Source organism: Methylobacterium sp. CM6246 (genome assembly GCF_054818005.1).
Genome location: NZ_JBTXKY010000001.1, coordinates 1,162,773 through 1,181,611, shown reverse-complemented (window position 1 = coordinate 1,181,611; position 18,839 = coordinate 1,162,773). Strand labels below are relative to the sequence as shown.

At 62.0% G+C, this 18,839-nt stretch carries 8 protein-coding genes; all 8 read right to left on the bottom strand.

Annotated features, from left to right (window positions below):
* Nucleotides 1-815: 815 nt before the first annotated feature.
* A complete protein-coding gene (locus ACYQPG_RS05970) occupies nt 816-1,778 on the bottom strand; it encodes a hypothetical protein (RefSeq protein WP_461230523.1) in 963 nt (320 codons plus the stop codon).
* Between the two features lie 212 nt (nt 1,779-1,990).
* Nucleotides 1,991-3,844 carry a DrmB family protein gene (gene drmB, locus ACYQPG_RS05965; RefSeq protein WP_461230522.1) on the bottom strand — a complete coding sequence of 618 codons (1,854 nt, stop codon included), beginning with the start codon at nt 3,842-3,844 and terminating at the stop codon, nt 1,991-1,993.
* A 2-nt stretch (nt 3,845-3,846) separates the two neighbouring features.
* Nucleotides 3,847-7,392, bottom strand: a complete 3,546-nt coding sequence (gene drmA, locus ACYQPG_RS05960; RefSeq protein ID WP_461230521.1) for a DISARM system helicase DrmA — start codon at nt 7,390-7,392, stop codon at nt 3,847-3,849.
* Nucleotides 7,389-8,231, bottom strand: a complete 843-nt coding sequence (locus ACYQPG_RS05955; protein ID WP_461230520.1) for a hypothetical protein — start codon at nt 8,229-8,231, stop codon at nt 7,389-7,391. Before ACYQPG_RS05955 ends, drmA begins: the two co-directional genes overlap by 4 nt.
* A 51-nt stretch (nt 8,232-8,282) precedes the next feature.
* Nucleotides 8,283-12,188: an Eco57I restriction-modification methylase domain-containing protein gene (locus tag ACYQPG_RS05950; RefSeq protein ID WP_461230519.1), complete on the bottom strand. Its 3,906-nt coding sequence runs from the start codon at nt 12,186-12,188 to the stop codon at nt 8,283-8,285.
* Between the two features lie 51 nt (nt 12,189-12,239).
* Nucleotides 12,240-15,443, bottom strand: a complete 3,204-nt coding sequence (gene drmD / locus ACYQPG_RS05945) for a DISARM system SNF2-like helicase DrmD (RefSeq protein WP_461230518.1) — start codon at nt 15,441-15,443, stop codon at nt 12,240-12,242.
* A 292-nt stretch (nt 15,444-15,735) separates the two neighbouring features.
* Nucleotides 15,736-16,227 carry a hypothetical protein gene (locus ACYQPG_RS05940; protein WP_461230517.1) on the bottom strand — a complete coding sequence of 164 codons (492 nt, stop codon included), beginning with the start codon at nt 16,225-16,227 and terminating at the stop codon, nt 15,736-15,738.
* Nucleotides 16,228-16,356: 129 nt separating this feature from the next.
* Nucleotides 16,357-18,711: a bifunctional DNA primase/polymerase gene (locus ACYQPG_RS05935; RefSeq protein WP_461230516.1), complete on the bottom strand. Its 2,355-nt coding sequence runs from the start codon at nt 18,709-18,711 to the stop codon at nt 16,357-16,359.
* Nucleotides 18,712-18,839: the final 128 nt, after the last annotated feature.

The following is an 18,839-nucleotide window of genomic DNA, read 5'->3' as shown; positions in this document are numbered from 1 at the left end:
GGAACCAGAACGCAGGGAAGAGCCGTCTTCTCCGACAGATGCTAGGCGACGAGCGATTAGGCGGCGAGGTTCCTGTGCACCCCCGTATTCGGGCCAGACCTTTGTCGCGGGAGAGATGCCTGGCGGTCCGTTTCACATCTCCTCATGAAATGGGTGAGACCCCTGCCGAGTTTCATCGGAAGGTAGACCGGGTCACAGAGATTGCGTGGTGGCACTTCTGGCGCGTAAATTTCGCCTGCGCGGTTCAGCCTCGACCGTTTAGAAATATGCCCGGGATCGTCGAAATTTGTGACGGCTTAATTAAAGAATTCATGCCAGAACGCATCCGGGTCGTACAACTGACGCCGGATCAGTGGGGCAATTCACCGAGTAGCTTGACGACTATCGACGTTGATGGGCTGAGAGCACTCGATGTCGAAGTGATAACTATCGATGCCCGCCGGAGCAGTCATCCGGCGGAACCCGGCAACGTTCGCATACTCGCGGATTTCTTCGAATTTTCATAATTGCATATCCGCCGATTTCGATTGGCTTTCTAATGACTGCGTCTAGTTAACGAGCAGTCATTGAAGCCTCTCCAGTTGAACATTCGGAAACAGCGCAACTGAGATCTACAACCGAAACTTCAGCAACGGCTACCGCGGACAAGCCGCAAAGATCGACTGAGCGGATAAAACGAGCAAAGGCAAAGGTTGGCTTTCAGACGGCAGCTTAATGCCGACCCGCCATTTGCGAGCCTCGCAAATGAGTACCCACCATCAGACTTGACTGCCTAGAGAAAACATTAAGGCAACATGACCGCCAGACAAAACACCTTAATATTTGACGTAAACTGCCTCCGCGATGTCGGTTAAATCGCCAATTTCTATGAAAAAGGCTGACAACTGCGTCTCTGGATCGCATGGCCACCACGTCGGGCGAAATTCACTCTGGTAAGAAAACGAAAAGTTTTTTGAGAACCCCGGCTCAAGTTCCTGCCGCTCAACCGTATATGGATCGTAGTATTTGACTGGTCCAGCTTTAAATTGAAGCTGCGGAAAGTTACTTGCTGTTGCTGCACTCAGGCGCCTAAGGAAAGATACGGGATCGCGAATGATAATCGCTGCATCTTTATCAAAATCTTTAAACATCCTCGCGTCAAACTGATCAGTGAGACATAGCACATAAAAATTTGCGCTATTCATGTATTGGAACATTTCGCCCCAGTTGACAGGCATCGGACGAGCTTGGCTCGGATCCTCGCCAGGCAAATACCCGTTGATCTGCATAACTATTCGGCGATCCCCTCGTACAGCCGCATGTGACAGCTCGTCATCTTTTTGCGCCGCATTCAGCGAAGGATCGTTATAGCCTCCAGCTGGAGCTATGCGAAATCTTCCATGCTCCAAAGCATCTTTAACATATTTCGCTTCAGTAAAACGGACCAAGAACGGCGATGTAGGTAGAACAAGGGTTTGGACCGCACCTACTACTTTTGTGTCCAACTCCGCATTTAAGAGCAGTTGGACCTCGTCAAACCCAATAAATGCCTCTGGCGATCCCTTGTAAAGACCAACTGCGTTCGAACGTCGAAATCTTTCAGATCGAACTTCTACCAGCTTTTTGGACCAAAATGCAGCTTTATGGGGGTCGGTATGCAGCTGTGGGCTTCCGGGCGGTGGAGCTATCCAGAGATTTGCACACACCGCATCGTGCCGCAGCGTAACTTGGGCTTCTGCCGCTTTAGATAAGTATGGATGCTGCAAGTATGCGCCAGCAATTGATGTGTTATAGATCATAGCGGCAGAAAATCCTCCGAGGTAGTTTTCTTATAGCCTGCGCTGGCTATATATGGACAAACTTTCGCAGATTGGCTCGATGTCGGCCCTGCCACCGATTGCACTCTCCCGTGAGCCGGTGCGAGGAAGCGAGGCGTCGATAGTTTGAAAAGCGCGCCCCGCGCAGGATCAAGGCTCCGGTGTTGCGCACACAATCGCGACCGTGAGCGATCTCACCCGTCGATCTCAAAGCAAGCGAAGCGCGGTGTCGACATGGTCGGCACCAGCAGGCTGCGATCGAGGAACAGGTTGCGGCTCTCGCAGCTCGTCTCGGCTATGAGCAAGCATCCATGACAAGCTGCCCCATGCGTCGCCCGGTCGCCTGTCTGATGCTCAGGGTCGTGGTCGCAGCACACGGGATCGTTCGAGCAGATGGCGATCCGCTCGAGCGCCGCATTTAGGATCTGGGCGAAGCGTGGTGCGGTACCGACGAGCCCACCGAGCGTCCCCTGTGCGCCCGCACTTGCTGTGTAGATTAGTATGCCGCAGCGCTCCGCCCCGTTCGCTCCGAGAGCGTAGATGCGCTCCTTTAACGAGCTTGCCGGGTAGCCGCAGTCGAGGGCAATTTCGGTCATCAGCGCGTGGGCGAGGCTGTGCAGCAGGACGTAGGGCGTAGTGGGGTACTTAGGGGCGGCGGACCCGAAGCGGACCTTCCAGCGATTGTAACCGCCAACAAGCTGCTGATGGCGAGCACCAACTTTTTTAAGCCAAGTCGCCATTGCGTCGCTATCGACGTGAACAAACAATCCTTCGCCGAACTGCTCGCAAGCTGGTAGCCAGTCGGTTGCCCGGGCGATCGGCGCACCGTGGACAGCGAGGCTGATATCTTCGATATCGCCGTCAGCTTCCGTTGGGGCCGCTTCAAAGCGTGTGAAGCCATATAAGCAGGACACCTCGCGTAGGCGGTGCACAACTACCAATGCGCGAACGAAGCTCAAACTGAGCCAGCTTTCGTCGGTCCAGTCGCTGCGCTCTAAAGTCTGCGCATAGAGTTTGGCACCGGCGTGGTTGGTCCCGATCTCGGGTCGCCCACTCGCGAACAAATCGAACTCAGCGACCTTCGGCGAGCGCGCCGCATCTACGGTGGCGCCTTCGCGCAGGCGGGTCAGGCGCTCAAAAATTTCGTCATCTGAGTACCCTGTTAGACTGGCCGCTGCCGCTTCATTAAATTCCCGAAATAGGCCAACCCGCTCGACAGAGGTAACCTTGTTCATCTCGCCGACGACTTCAGCGACGAGCTTTGTCAGCGCGTCTTCCTCGCTCGGCAGCGATATCACAGTCAGTACTTGCGGGAAGTAGGTGTTGGTCGCGGTGCGCGTCAGCAGCTTGAGCGGAGTGGTGCCGTCACCGCACCCCTCAGGATCTCGGTCGAGCAGCCAGGGTCGCTCGCCCCTGCAAAAGCCGAGGCGACGGGGCTGGAAGGCCTCCTGTAGCGAAAGCCGCTTGCCACAGCCGCAGACCACCGAGGTGTCAGCTGGATCAGCGCTTGTCCCGCGGTCCTCGATCCACATTGGTTCCTGGCACGGGGTGGCGCCGTGGACGACCCAGCGCCATTCGATGTCCTGCAAATGGCCCTTGTCGCAAGCGCATACGAAGCGGATTGGAGTGACTTCCGTGCGCTTGCCGCCCTCCGGCGTGAAGCGGCGGCGGCCTTTGGGATCAAGGTCGCGCCACTGAACCAGCCGGCGCCGGCGGGTTGGGATGCCTTCGGCGTTCGCCTCGACTTGGTCGCAGACGAACCAGTTCGGGAAGATAGGCGCAGCTACTCCTTTCGGCTCGCCGTTTCCGTCGCTGACGGGTGGGGTGCGCAAACTGAGGCGCTGTCCCTCGTCCAGTTGGCCGCGTTCGTGCAACAGTACCTCGAGGCGCTGGGCCAGGCGCGGTTCACTAATGACCTGAAATGTGCCAGGCCGCATGTCCCATTGTTCCAGGCCGCCGACGACAACCGAGCGCGTTGGTAGGTCGACCATACTGCCGGGACCAAAGGTCGAGACTAGCTGCGATAAACGTTGGGCGTTCTTGCTCATGCTCAGACGTCGTCCGCGTTGGAGATTGTATAGCCGTTGCGGTCTCGCACCTTCAGAAGCACGGCCGGCTCGACGTCACGCATAGAGCGACCCGCCTGAAACCGTTTGTGCGCTGGTTCAAGGCCATCCAATTCGCGCTCAAGTGGCATGTGAAGGAGGCGTCCCGGGCTCTTTTTCTGTGCATAGGCGAACGGTACGCCACTCGCCGTTTGCGCATCCACCGTAGCGATCCAAGCGTCAATCAAGCTTTCGACTTGTGCCCTCAGCGCCGCTCGGCCGCCGGGGATTGCGGCCTCCGGCGCTCTGGCGACGATAGTTTCGCATACTGCGGTCCGGGTTGCGGCCTGATCCTTTAGCATCACAACCGCCTCATTGGGCGAAAGCGTCGGATCGAGGTGTCGGGCGACCGCCACGACCACGGCTGCGAGCGCTCGGTCCAGCGCCCGAGCAGCCCACGGGGTTACACTGGTGGCCTCCACCGCGCGGTAAAAGGTGCGGTGGAAGTGGCCGAACTGCTCGAAGTGCATTCGATCGCGTGGCTTATGCAAGTTGAGGATCGCCACAACGAGGCCAGGCCGATCGTGGTCGCGCCCGACGCGGCTCGTGGCTTGAATGTATTCGGCCGCCGTTTTGGGCTGCCCTTGCACCAGCATTAGACCGAGCCGAGTGATGTCGAGGCCAACCGAGATCATGTTGGTGGCGAGCGCCACGTCAACGGTAGCCTCCTCACTCCCGAACGCCGCCTCAAGTCTCTGCTTGGCCGCTGCGACCTCGTCGGTTGAAACGCGCGAGGTCAGCTCCATCGGTTCGCGCAGCGCCCGATCTGCGAACGGCTGGACCGACGGATCCTTTCGGCGGCGGTCTCGTCCGTAGACGGTCGCGTATTTGCGCACTTCGTCTTCGACAATGCGCCGCGCCCCGCCAAGCTCTCGAAGCGCGTTGAAGTAGCATAGTGCCGTCATGTACGGGTCGGCTGGGTTCTGCTTACCCTCTGGCACGCCCGACGCAGCTGCCTCGTAAGAGGCCTGTGCGGCTGCAAGGAGAGTGTTTAAAGCCCTCCGGTACACAAGCTTCGGGCCTCGCCCCTGTGCGGCCAGACCCAGGTAGAGGCGCGCTGGGTTGACGTCCGTTGGGACGGTACGAGCAAAGAAGCTGTCTGTGCGGCTTACCCCTGGTGGGGGGAAGATCTGCGTCTCGTCCCGGTCGAACAACGCTTTGATCTGCGCGCCCGCCCGACGGACAGTCGCGGTCGAGGCGACTATCTTGGGGCGCACGCGGATCTGGCCCTTCACGCGCGTCGCGAGCGCGTCGATCGCCGTCTCGTAGAGGCCGGCCACCGTTCCCAGAGGACCGCTGATTAGGTGAAGCTCATCCTGAATGATGAGATCCGGCGGGTCGAGTGACCAACCGTTGTCGAGGCGCTTGCCCATCCGAGTTTCAGCCGCGCCGTAGAAGCCGGTTGGGTCATGGCGGTCAACGTGACCGAAGAATGCGCCGGTGCGCCCCTCCCAAGGCAAGCTAGCGAACTTGTCGACCGTGGCGATGAGGAAGGCTGGAAGGCGCCGGTAGATCGGCTCGTCGACGGTGAGTACCGGCAGCGCTCTCGATCCGTTGAAATCGCAGTCGAGGTTGTCGCAGCGCAACTCGAGGTTTGTAGGCGCAGTGTCATTAGGTACGCATTTGAAGGAATTCTTTGTGAACGAGGTGCCGCACCACGGGCAGGCCTTCAGCGGTGCCGGTGCCTTACCCTTACCTTTGATGTAGTCTGCTACGCGCCCAACCGCAGTATCGTCGCCCTTGTCGCCTTTACCGCCAAGGCGATTGGGTGAGGCATCGGAGCCTACCCAAAGCCCGATCTCGATCGGCCAATCGCCAAGTAGCGGTTGGCCCTTTTCGTCGAGGTGCTGGCCATCTGTTCGCATCAACTCCAGAGCGCAGACGACGCCGGCGGCACGGGCGAGCTGATCGAGGGTCAGAAGGCGCAGGGTATAGCGCATGATGACCGCCACGCCCGCTCCGAGCAGACCAGACCCAGTTACACGGCGGTGGGCAATCGTATAGGCGGCGAGACCTAGATAGGCTTCTGTTTTACCGCCGCCTGTCGGAAAGAACAGTAGGTCGGCGACTGCGCGGTCGGGGTGGGTCTTCTCGGTGAGACCTGCGAGATTAAGTAAGATGAACGCGAGCTGGAACGGCCGCCAAGCCGGCTTCGCATAAGCTGCGTTGCGCCGGCGGGCAGCCTCCGCAACTGCCACATTCATCAGCTGGAAAGCTGAGCGGGCGTGACGGTTTTCCGCCCCATCGCCCGTCAGCAGCGCAATGCCCTCGGCGATACGGTCTCGAGCGTGCTCTTGTTCGGCAACAAGTGTTTCGGCAGTCGCTCGCCGCCGGTTAGGAAGATTGGCTAGTTCAGTGCGCTGTGCTGCTGCGATCCAAGCATCATAGAGCCCCGGTAGCGCGCCGAGTGCCTGAGCCAAGGTCGGACCACCAGCTTGTGTGGCCGCAGCGAGGTCGTCCATGCCGAAGGTGACGGCCTGCTTCAGCGCGTCGTCCTCGTTCGGCGCCACGCGCTCAACTTCAGCACAAGGTAATGGGTCGGTCTCTGCCCAGGTGACTGAGCCCGCGGTTGGCTCTTCCCAGCGTGCGGCAGTGTTGCGACCGACCGCCCACTCGCAGACATCACGGTAGTGCAGATCGGCAAGCCGCAGATCTGGATCAGCGGCCTTGAGGCCAGAAAGGTCGCGCCGCGGGCGCAAACCTTGCGGACAAACGAGGCGCAAGCGCGCCTGGAAGGCGAAGGCCACGTCGGCGTAGTAGTGCCCAGCGGGGCGGCGCCGATTGACCAAAACGACTGTAAGTGCGCGGACTTCCTCACGGCCACCGTCCGGCGTCTCGTAGGAGAACAGACGAGCGTGTGCATCGAGCTCAAGGCCGCCAACAGCCGCTTGTTCGGCCGAACTCTCTGGGACCACGAGGGCATGGGGTGCGCGGCCGCCCTCGGGTACAGTGATGGGCAGCCGACGCTCTTTGGGTACGCGAACCCACTCGGTGCTGTCGCTGTCTTCCTGCCGACGTCTCTTGCGCTTGCCGTCCTCGTCGGTCTCCGGCTCACCAAGCAGGACGCTGTCGGGCAGTGGTGGAATTGTAGCGTAGTCGCCCCACGTAATGACTGCTTCAACTTCCCGAACGTCGGGTGGCAGCAGCACGGTGAGCCCAATCGTTGACGGTAGAAAGCGCCGCCGCGTATTAGGGGGTTCGGGCTCCTGTCGATCGGTCGCCGCACCACCGGCTTCCACCGGGTCAGTAGTCTCACCCTCGTTATCGCCATCCTCAACAAAGCTGGGCTCGTTGTCATCGGCCTCGCCACCAAGCGTGGCGGTGTCGTCGGATGGCGCTAGGAAGCCAGTCAGGTACCAGCGGGAGGGCCTTTCTCCTAGGCGCTCGCGAGCAATGTCGGCGTCCTCCGACGAGGGACCAACGAGGTCTCGGCGGAACGTTTCGATGAGTTGGCTGCGGACCGCGAGCGGCGTTATTGCGGAGGCTGTCATTGCGATCCCAGCTTTGGTGCGGTGGCGACACTGCGAGCCTCGGCTTCGTCGGCGGCGGTGTAGCGGCCGACCACCCAGATGAAACTTTGCACGTCGATCATGTCAGCGGGCTGCAGGTCTGCGATGTCAGCCTGCGTTGTAGCGGTAAGATCACGGAGCGCGTGGTAGACGTCCGGGTGAAGGTCCGGCGCGTAAGCGCGGGCGAAGGGGTGTCCGACACGCTCCGCGAACTCGCGCGTAACCTCGGGTTTTAGAAACATCTGCGTGTCTGGCCGCCAGAGGAATGGCAGGTAGGTGAGCGCCGTCCACTTGGCGATTGCGAAGGGCTTTAGGGCTTCCTGCATGGCCAGGATCCCGTCCTCAACCGCGCCGTCCGCGAAGGCCGCAGCGCCGCGAATGAATGGAGCGGCCGCTGTTGAGCGCAGGGCCTCACCAATCCGGGTGTTTTCAAATGGCGAGAGCAAGTTGGTTGCTCGGAAGGCGGCAAGCGCAGCTTCGCCGCCTCCGGTCCAGGTCAGCGCTGCGTCAAGCGGTAGGGCTGCATCCAGCCGCTCCTTCGCGCGCAATTTGTAGGCGCGCTCCTCAGCCAGGTAGACAGGGTCCGCGAAACCCTTCGGCATCATGCGTAGGAAGCGCGCTTGAGCGCCGGAAAAGCCGAAATAGCTTGGACTGAGCTTGGCGGCCTCGTCATGTAGGCGCCGCCAAACGTCATCGGCCGTGTCACCCTCGACAGTAGCGCGGAGTTTGTCCTCGACGAAGACGACGCCCGTGAAGCCTGCCTTGGTCTGGAGCAGCCTCAACCAAGCCTCACCGGAGCGAGCCTCTCGGATGGTTTTCATCGGCCCCTCTCAAACAGCTCAAGCCCGCGGCGCATTACAACGTCCTGAAGTTCAGGCTGCTTCATTGTCGGCCTCATCGGACGAGGCTGCGACTAGCCCCGCAGCGCGCTCTGCCGCCGCACGCTCGGCATTCACCGCGAGCAGTCGACCCAGCACCTCATCACGGAAGGCCGAGGGCCAAAACAGGCGACCTTGGTAGGAGTGCTCGGGCTCGTTCTCTTCGTCGAGCCACTGAGCTCCTGCGCGAGCGGCAAGGTCGTCCCAGCCGTAGCTCGCGAGTACGGCGCGGTCCATCTCATCGTGCAGGTCGCGAAGGCGTGCGATATCTTCCGCCTGCTCGGCGTGGTCATGAAAGCGGTTGTAGGTCTTGGTCATTCCCTCATCGCGGGCGATCATCAGGGCAGCGCGATTGTCATGGTAAATTCGGCCCGTGTCTTCGAGGGCAGCAATATTTTCAAAGTTGCGCGGAAACGGAAAGGTTTCGAAGCAGTCGGATGGGGTGTAGCGGAGATCGTCCTTCATCGAGGAGGCGAAGAAACGGGTCCAAACCTCATGAATACGAGACTGGCAACATGCGAAGAATGCAAGTTCCTCGTAAAGAAACACGTTCAATGTATTCGCAAATATTTGTTTAGAACACAACCTAGCGATCGCCATATGCGGCGAGGCACCACAGTTAATGGCAAAAACCGTTTTTATATGACGCGCGCCTTCGTAAAGAGAATTTTTTCTGTACGCGAATTGCCACCACCTATCTCTTAAATCTTTCCTTTTTTGCTTAATACGATCTTTTTTGACGCGTTTTTCGACGATAGAAATCAGCGATGGCCAGTTATCATGGCACTTCTGATGTGTAAAATCTTCAAAATCTATTATATATCGAAAGTGGGAATGCCTCGGATGATTTGTAATTTCCTCACCACCTACATAGGGGAATATGCGCTCGGCATTTCGACTATCTTGAGATATTAGTGCATGCATAGTAGTGAGGTTTTCGGCTTCACGCTTTGCAGCCGCTGCGTCGTCGAATGTGAAGCCCATTCCGAGCACGATTGAGCCCTGAAATGCCTTTCGGGCGTTAGCTACGAGGCGTGCTGGCGATCTATCAAGATCACCCTCGACGAGGTAGGCGGAGACGCGTCGGACCTGCCGTCCATCAAGGATTGGCGCCACAACCACGCGCTTGCTTATGTGGATGACGCTGATCACTACGGCCGCGTCGCCCGGCCACTGCAGACGCCGTGTCGCGCGAAAGATTGCTCCGCCCGCAGCAATGATCGCTGCGAGGCCCGTGTCGCGGGTATCTCCCTGACCAATCGTGTTGGTGGCGATGAGCCCAAAAGCACCGCCGTCACGCAGAAGCGTGAATGAGCGTCGGAAAAAGTGCGAGACGAGGTCGGCGTTGCCGTGCGCACCTGAGTGCAGGGTCTGAAGCCAGGGCAGGTACCCATCGCGGTTGCCGGCAATAATCGTGTTTTTACCTGCGAAGGGCGGGTTGCCGAGGATTGCATCGAAGCCCGGGTTCACGCGTGAGAACACCTCCGGAAACTCGATTGGCCAGTGGAACGGTCGCAACGGATGTAGCTCGCTCGCAAGGGCAGCTGAGAGCGGCGCCACTGCTTGATGCCACGCGGGCGAACCAAGATGGACCTGCACCGCCTTCTGCAAGGCGACGAGTGCTTCGACGCGCTTCTTTGTCTTGTCGGTAGCAAAATGGGCCGCGATCACACCATCGCCGATCAGGCGCGCCATCGTTAAGTTGGCGTCAGCCCGTTGCAGGCGTGGACGTAGGTCCGCCTCGCTGGCGCCCTCGGCCTCACTTCGGATTGCGGTGCGCTCAGCCTCTGCCTCGCGCAAATGGCTTGCGACGAGGTGGCCAGCGAGCGTCGGCGGTTTGCTTTCGTCCCAATGTAGGGCGGCGATTTGAGGTCGGTTCAGGCCCGCGAGGCTGTCACCTTCGCGCAGTGCGTGGTCGAGGAAGGTGAACTCGTGATCGGCAGCGAGCGTCGCTAGCCAAAGCGAAAGCTTAGCTAGGTCCACTGCGCGAGGGTTCTTGTCGACGCCGTAGAGGCAGTTCTGCGCCACGAGGCGGCGAGCATGAAGGTCGGCATCCTCGTCCGGTGGCAGCGTCGGTGTTGCCTGATGATAGGCCCACGCTCTGACGAGGCGAGCGCCGAGCTGGCGGCAGGCCTCGACCAGGAAGGCGCCTGAGCCCATGGCTGGATCACAGACTTTAAGATCCAGTACCTGCTCCGCGGTTGCCTCCTCGCCGAGACGTTCGAAGGCCGGCTGCAAGGCGTAACGAACGATCGGCTCCGTGAGACTGCGCGGCGTGTAATGCGAACCAGTACGGCGGCGCTCGTCAGTAGGCTGGAGCACAGGGGTGCCAGCAGACTGTACAGCCCGGCCGGGACAAGCACGCTCGTCGACGATCCCGTCGAGCGCTGCAGCCAAGTCGGTCACTGTGACTGCTGCCCTTACCGCTTTGTCCTGGGCTGTGGTGAGGCTCGCGCGGCCCGCAGTCTTGATACGCTTCGGCCGTTCCTCGCCCTCCAGCCCCGCAATCTCGGCAAGATCAAGATAGATCGGCGTACGGTTGTTTTTGCCGCCCTTCACCGCGAGTGCCGGGCCACTCGCAGGCAGCACAGTGAAGCCCATCACTGTCTCGTAAACCGATCCGATCTGCTCGACGTCGAGGGTCCGATAGGACAGCCGCTCACGGGCTCCACCGCGACCTTTTAGGGTCATTAACCCTTCAAGCACGCGCAGCACGCAGTCGTCCGATACCGGCAGCACGCGGGCAGGCGCATCGGCCTCTGCGCGGCCTTCAAGGAACGGGTAGACCGCGGGGTCGAACAGTTTGCCGCCGCGGCGCCGCACGAAGCCCGAGTAGCCACCGTGGACAAGGCGGAACAAAGCAACAAGCTGCCCCCAGCCACCGCGGCGCTCGTTCATCGTGTCGGGGTGCAACCCCGCATCCTCGGCGAGCCGGCCGTAGAGGCCCCGGAGCGAATAACTGCTTTCGTAGATCTCGCGTGCCCGAGCCTCGCCCGACGAAGGCAGCAGGCCGCGGTCCTCGGCGTAGAGGATGAAGACGAGGCGCATCAGCACAGCGAGCAACCCCTCGTAGAGATGGCCCTGGCCGGCGGCGGTGGCAGCGAGCCCCCGCATCAGTGCTGCATCGGCCGCGTCCAAGCCGCGCAGAAGCTCGTGCAAAGCTCCAAGCACTTGGCCGGCGAGCTCGGTCGAGACGTTCGACTGTTCGTCGCGCGAGCGCCGTAAGATCGCTGGCAGGCGGTGCGTGTCGCCGTCCGTAAAAAGGGCAGCGCGACCAAGTACGCGTTTGAGACCGCCGAGCATCGGCCGGCCTGCTACAGTCGCGAGCGGGCGCAGAGGGAAGCCGAGCCATCCCGATGTTTCGCCCTTCGGGGCGTACACAAGACGCAACGCGCCGTCTGTGACAAGCAGACCAGCCGGCACGCCTGTCTCACGCAGTAGGCGCTCCAAACGCTGTTGCGGCGTGGCTTCCCAACCGTCGAGCGCGCCCCGTGTGTCCGGTCCAACGCCCGAGGGTTCCAAACGGACAAGGAGCTGCCACACCTCGCTGTCGCGTATCGCGCGATCGCGCACAGCGAATGTCGGCGCTAGCGTCGTGTCGTGCTCAGGCAAGCGGACGTGCAGCGCTTCGGGGATCGGTGGTCCGCCGGGGCTGCCAGCAACGACGCCGGGCTCCCACCCTAGGATCTCACGGAAGAATGCCCACGGGTCTAGCAGCGCCGGCCCATCTTCCTCCGGCGAGGCGATGACAGCGGCGGCAGTGGCCGTTTCATGTGCCCCCTGCGGCTCTGGTGCTATGCCGAGATCCACCAGCACGGAGGCCGCGACGACGAGGCCTGAGCTGAACGGCTCGAGGTACTTCAACCAGTCGATGGTCGGATTAAGGGGAATTTCGGGCATGCGGGTCCGCGGCGCGATGAGAAACGGTAGCGGGACAGAGTGACCTCGGCCTCAGCCGGTTGCTGGCCAGAGATAGACTAGGCCGAGGGGCTCGAGCCGGTGCGCGTTCACTCGGTATCCGGCGCGTACCCGCTCGGGCTCGGTTTCGACTTGACGCTCTAACGCTGCGAGTTTCTCGCCCCAGTGGCGACGGTCTCGGTCGCGTTCGCGGCGCTCCTCAGCAAGGAACCCGAGCTCGAACTGGGTGGCTTCCCGCTCGGCCGCGCCGAGCTCCCGCATAATACGTGCGCGCTGGCTGGATAACAGGGCGGCGAGACCGTTCGCCTCCTCTTCTGCGCGTTGGGCGAGCAGCGCCTCGGCGCGGGTAAGCCGTTCGGCTGCGATCCGCTCCAGTTCTGGGCGCAGCTCGGCGATGTCCTGCGCGACGAGGCGCTTCACGCGGGCGACGGCACCTTCGGGTGCTGGCACCGCTACGCGCAATGCGTCCTCGAGTTGGCGCAGCGTTGTCGCCCCGCCACTCTCTCCCAGCGGACGCAACGGCTTCACGCCTCTATCAGCCTCGGTCCAGATCGCCGTGATTGGGATAATCTCCTCATGCAACCGCGCTGCCGCCGGCCCGTACACGCAGAGCCGACCAATCAGCACGACGCGCGGCTGCGCCCCGGGTCCACGGATCACCGAGACCCGCGAAAGGCCAGCCTGGAACCCCTGGCTGATGAAGCGCGAGAGCAGCCGCCGCACGAGGCGGTGCTCGAGATGCACTTGCACGACACCCGCCGCGAGGCGCCCGTCAGCGAGCTCCGGCGTCTCGAAGCTCACCGCCCGCGGGGGCGCAGCCCTGCGCCACTCGTTGAGCCGCTCGCCGCGGCGGCGCGGACGGACGCGTAAATCGTCAAAAGCGTCCGACCAGCCGCCCTCAGATGCGAAGGCCGGGTGCTCGCTATCAAAGCGGAAGGTCTCGACGCGATCGACAGGGTCGGAAATCGCCTCGTCGAGTTTGTAATCGACCCGCGCGAGCGCAGCCCGCACAACCCGGCGCAGGTCATCTGGGTCAACGCCGACGCGCTCACGTGATGCCTCCAGGGCGCGGCGGAGCACATCCTGCTCCCGCAACAAGCGCTCGTGACGAGCGTGCTCGGCATCATCCATCTCGTCGCGTGCACGAGCGAGGAGCACGGCATCGTCTTCAGCTACGATGGCGAGCGCAAGGTCGGTCTCGCCGCGCGCTCGGATACCTTCCTCCGCCAAGCGCTTGGCGATGCGCCCCTCGATCACCTGCCCAACCGAGCCGAGCTGTTCGCGGATCGTCTCGGTTTTGCGCACCAGTGCGTCGAGAACGATGTCGGCAGCGCGCTGCTCGTACCGGAAGTAGCGGCAGCGGATTTCTGGCGCTGGCTGTAGCTTGCGGTCGATGCGCCCGTTGCGCTGTTCAAGCCGGGCTGGGTTCCAGGGCAGGTCGAAGTGCAAAAGGTCGGCGCAGTGGCTTTGCAGGTTCAGACCTTCGCGCGCGGCATCCGTGCACAACAAGATCCGCACAGGTTCTTCACGCGGATCAGCGTTGAAGGCGCGCTTGACGTCCTCGCGACGATCGGCCGGCGTCGCACCGGAAAATACGAGGATGCGTGCCTCCGCGTCTTCGGTATCGCCGATCATCTCCATCAAACGCCGCTCCAACCAGCGGCGAGTGTCTTCGTACTCTGTAAAAATGATGAGCCGCCGGTCACGCCAGCGGCGGCCATCGAGTAGCTCTGCGCGGATCCAGTCGGCCAACCAGCGCGTTCGCGCGTCGCCCCTCCCCTTTTCGGCGTCGGCGAGCGCGAGCATCGCGTCGACAGCCGCAAGCTCGGCCTGTAGAGCGGCGCGCGGGGCCTCGACTACACCGGCTCGGGCCTCGTTATCGGCTACTGCATCAGCGTCGGCCTGAGCCGCTTGCTCCGCTTCGTCTCCGTCGAGCCCAAGATCGAACCGTGCTCCGAGATCGTCGTTCGCGTCGCTGACGGTTGCCTCGACCGTCGGGCCGTCCTCGATTGCGGCCAGCAGTGAGCGACGGTGAACCGCAAGCGTTCGAGCGAAAGCTGCGATTGAGGACAGCAGCCGCTGCTGGAGACCCACGAAAGCGAGCTTGGCCATCGCCGCCTTCGCCGCCGGCAGCCCGGCGATGCGTTGCAGACGTAACTCACCATAGGCTGCGAGCCGGTCAGCCAGGACAAGTTCTGGAGCGCCCGCCGGGAGATCTCTAATAGGGATCGCCTCTACGACCCGGTTCGGGAAGCCACCGCTGATCCGACGCAGGTCACTCTTTAAGCGCCGGACCATGACCGGCTCAATTTCCTTCGGGCTTACGGGAAAGCCGCGTGTGAACCTCTGGGGGTCCAGCATCTCAAGGAGGGCCGAGAAGCTGTTTGAGTGGCCGTTGTGCGGTGTTGCCGAGAGGAAGAGGCGGTGCTCGAAGCGGTCGCCCAGGTCGCGCACGGCCTTCGTGAACTGGCTTGAGACGGCATAGCGCGCGCTGGCGGCCGGTGCCGCGTGATGCGCCTCGTCGAGAATTAGGAGCGCGCGGGCGCGGAAGGTGCCCAGCGCGTCGCGCAGGTCGGCGGCGTAGGCCTCGTCCGTGAGAAGGCGGTGCGAGATAATAAAGCGCGATCCCGTGCGCCATGGGTTCGACCCGAAGCCCCGCGTGCGACGCAACTCGTTTAAGTGCTCACGGTCAATGATCTGGAACGACAAACCGAACTTCGCCGCGAGCTCGTCGCGCCACTGCTCGGTCATTGCCGGGGGCGCAGCTACTACGACGTAGTCGATCCGTCGCCGTAGAAGCAGCTCACGCACAATGAGCCCGGCTTCAATCGTCTTGCCCAGGCCTACGTCGTCGGCGATCAGGAGGTTCACTCGGGGCAATCGCATCGCTTTGCGAAGCGGAAGGAGCTGATAGGCGTCGAGCTTTATCCCGGCTCGAAATGGCGCCTGCAGAAGGTCCCGCTCTGCAGCAGTCGCCGAGTTCCACTGCATCACCCGCAGGTAGGCGGCGAGCACCTCGGCACTGTCGGGGCCACCCTGGCCCACACGCGCCCAATCATCGCGATCGAGTACGCGGGCGTCGACCTCGGCGTCCCAGAGCACCTCGAGCGGTTCGCCTTGTGCGTCGTCAGCGATGCAGGACAGGCGTACAGGCTTTAGCGGCGTGTCGGTGTCGACGGCTTCGACGAGCCAAGGACGCCCGCGCAGCTCGACGAAATCGCCCGGCGTTAGATCCATCCCTAGCACCTACCACGCGCCAGCGGTGCCTTTAGCCACCGCTCTCCACCCCCTATCGACGGGGCTTGTTCCGAGCAGGGTGTACCGACCAGCCTAGCAATGTCGAGCCGAAGGAACAGCTTTAGGTTGATTGATGGGCGGGTGTTGCAGCCCAGCAATAAGCCCTCGCCTCCGCCATGAAGGAGCAACAAGCCGTTCATAAATTTTAGAAGATGGGTGGGGGTTTTTAGCGCCGGAAAATTTGACGACTTGCAACACTATCCGCCCTTGATACTTCTAGAAAATTTCAGTTTTACGAGGATGATAACAGGGATGCGAGGTAGGTTTGGAAGCCAGCCGTTGTGAAACGCACACCTCCTATCGCCGGGCCAACCGCGCGAGCGTACATCACCGCGAGGCGGCGTATCTCGGGCGGATCGCCGGTCTTGGTGCCGAAGTCCCGCGCGAGCGAGAGCCGCCAGGTGGTGAGGGGGTCAAGTTGTTCCCCGCGCTTCGCCGCGAGCCACACTAGCACATCGCTCACCTGGTAGATCAACGGCGAGCCGGTGGCCCGGCGGAACCAGACACGCGGCAACGGAGCCGGCGTAAGTCGGCGGTTGCGCCACACGTTCCAGCTTCCGGGATCAACGCCGAGGGCGGCGGTGACGGTGGGGGAGGAGACCACCGACCAGGCGAACACGCCCGGAAAGTTCACCTCGGAGGCTAGCGGCAGCTCTTTGAGGCGACCTGTCGGCTTCCTCATAATAACCTTGGGATGGGTCTCAGATCGCAGATCGCAGTACATGAAAAAAACTCCTAGACCCTTCAGAGTACCAAAGGAGGGCCGGGGTGCCTGGCACCCCCGGCCCTCCTCCCTGGTAACGTCGCATGCTCCAGAGGTTTGCGAGGGGTACTGCGATCCGCGACTGTGCGATTAGCCGCCGGTCCGCCGAGCCGCCTCCTCCATCGCCCGCTTGAACGCGGCTTCCCGAATGTCAGCCACGTTGGCCCCTGCATCACCGGGGAGGCGCAGGAACTCAGCCTTCAGCTCCTCACGAGACGCCGTAGCCCAGCGGGCCGTGTTGCGGATGGCCCAGGGACGGATCTTCTTCCCGCCGCCGATGACCAGCTCCATGTGCTTCCCGTCCTCCATGTTCACCTGCTTGCCGCTCACGGCACGGATCACGTTGGCGATCTTCTGCGGGCTGATGCGTTCCAGCGTGTTGGCGTAGTCAGACATCTTCAGGGCGTGGACCACCTCCTTCACCTCCAGGATGTCTTTGTGGAACGGGGCCGCCTCTGTTGAGATCAACTCGGCCAGCACCTGCGCCACCGGGGTGCGGCTGGCTGTTGTTGCCGTCTCCTTCGCCGCCGTCATGAGCGGCGTGCCCTTCGGCTCGAAACCCTTCAGATCCACCTCATGCATGATGTGGTATGCGAAAGCGGCCAGCGCGGTGTCGTCCCGGTCCAGGACCTCATACAAGCGCTTGAAGAAGGCGCGGTGCTCCCGCTTTTCCTCCTCCGTCTCCGGGGTCGGCAAAGTGGAGGTGACGAACCAACGTCGATCGCCGGGCGGCAGGACAATGGGGGCCTCATCGTTCGACACCAGGGTGATGCCGCGCGGGGTACGCCCCTGGAACTGGCGGACGTACTTGTCGTGGACGTGAATGTGCTCCGCGACCAGCAACTCCAGGGTGCTCTTGAACACCTCCAGGCGCTCACCGTGGTGGGCCTCCTCGACCATCAGAACCTGGCAATCCACCCAGCGAGCGTTGTACGTGGACGCCAGCTCCGCACCCTCCAGTTTGCGGGCATTAGACTGGCCGAACAGGCCCTTCACCAGGCGGTGAAAGGTGCTCTTGCCGCTGCCGAAACCGCCCGTGATGATGGCCCCGAACTCGATCTTCACCTCCGGGTGACGGTACAGGTGGGCGAGGTACTGGATGAGGAACTGGCGGTCGCTCGGGATCGGGATGAGGCGGTCGAAATAGTCCAGGATCGGGCTGGCATCGCCCTCTACCGGGATCACGCCCGCGCCTTGCCACATGTTCACGGCCTTGGTGCCGTCCTCCTGATGCAGGATCAGGTTGGGGTTGCCCGGTAGGTACTCGCGGCGCGCCACGATGGGCATCGTCGGTGAACCCACGAGCTTGTCGTGCGGCTGCGGGCCAACCTTGGCTCGCACCCCGTCGGCGAACTCCTGCGGATCCAGCTTCTCCCCGCTCGCCAGGACATAATAGACCCGGCCCTTCTGGATGAAGACGGTTCCGCGCTGAACCTTCACCAGAGCGCGCGGCTGGTTGGCTAGGCTGATCGGACTGGTGATGGAGAAGGGGCATCGGGCGCACCCCTCGAACCCAAGTTCGTTCGCCACCTTCTTGCAGGTGACCGGGCCAGCGTCGTTCAAGGCATGGTCGATCTTGTCTTCGGTCTCCTGGGAGCTGTAGTCCGCGTAGGGCTCGGAGAGCTTATGCGACAGCTCCCGACCGTTCTCGCAGCGGGCGGAGATGCTGAGCATGGAATGCCACTCCGGCTCCGACAGGCTCGCGGCGTCGGCCTCGCAGTGTTCCATCCAGGCGCAACCGGCCAGAACCGACGCCAGGCTGTCCGGCTTAGCCTTCGAGATGGCCGCCTTCTTCGCCTGGTCCCTCAGCATGGCCGAGACCCCGCCGACCGTGCCCTTCGCCTTGGTGGTCACCTTCGGCACCTTGAGCTCATAGTCCCTAAGAGCCTCGACTACGACAGACGGCAGCTCAGCGAACTTGATTTCCCCGGGCGCGCGGTCCGCCTTCCACCGATGCTGACCGATCATGCCGTCCGGGTATTGGACACGCGAGGGCGGGAGGATACAGTTCACGGCGCCAACCCGGAACTCTAGGTCCGGTAGGCCGAGCATCTTCTTCTGGAACATCAGATTGGCGCCCGCCGGCACGCTGTAGATGCGTAGACCGCCACCGCTGGCCGTGACAGCCTCTACCGTGTCGGGGAACGGCCCGAGACGTTCGTTCAGCTCGGCCCAACTCTCCCGCCCCTTGCCGCCGTGCTTCGTATCGATATCGATCGCCGCAAACAGGTCGCCGGGTTTGAAGCCGATGTTCTGCTCCGGGTTCAGGAACATGATGCCGGCATGGATCGGGTCGGTGACACCGGGACGGTTCGGCCAATCGGCGTTCACCGGCTGCTTGGTCAGCGGGTGAACCACCAGCAATTCCATGCCGAGACCGACGTAAATCTTGGCTGCTTCGGCCGGATTGAGGTTGCCGGAAGCAGGCGGGATGATCATATTCATGGTTGTAGCGATCCTGTAATTCGCTGCTAGTCTTAGATCCGGGGTCAGGTGTTGGTCGCACCTGACCCCTTCATTTTATTTACGATTAAGCTCAGTCTCTTGACCAAAGCTATGTCTTGGGGTACGGC

Bases quoted from the DNA above. Each gene is read 5' to 3' on its own strand.
- ACYQPG_RS05950 (WP_461230519.1), bottom strand. From the start codon at position 12,188: ATGCCCGAAATTCCCCTTAATCCGACCATCGACTGGTTGAAGTACCTC.
- ACYQPG_RS05970 (WP_461230523.1), bottom strand. From the start codon at position 1,778: ATGATCTATAACACATCAATTGCTGGCGCATACTTGCAGCATCCATAC.
- drmA (WP_461230521.1), bottom strand. From the start codon at position 7,392: ATGACAGCCTCCGCAATAACGCCGCTCGCGGTCCGCAGCCAACTCATC.
- drmD (WP_461230518.1), bottom strand. From the start codon at position 15,443: ATGGATCTAACGCCGGGCGATTTCGTCGAGCTGCGCGGGCGTCCTTGG.
- ACYQPG_RS05955 (WP_461230520.1), bottom strand. From the start codon at position 8,231: ATGAAAACCATCCGAGAGGCTCGCTCCGGTGAGGCTTGGTTGAGGCTG.
- ACYQPG_RS05940 (WP_461230517.1), bottom strand. From the start codon at position 16,227: ATGTACTGCGATCTGCGATCTGAGACCCATCCCAAGGTTATTATGAGG.
- ACYQPG_RS05935 (WP_461230516.1), bottom strand. From the start codon at position 18,711: ATGAATATGATCATCCCGCCTGCTTCCGGCAACCTCAATCCGGCCGAA.
- drmB (WP_461230522.1), bottom strand. From the start codon at position 3,844: ATGAGCAAGAACGCCCAACGTTTATCGCAGCTAGTCTCGACCTTTGGT.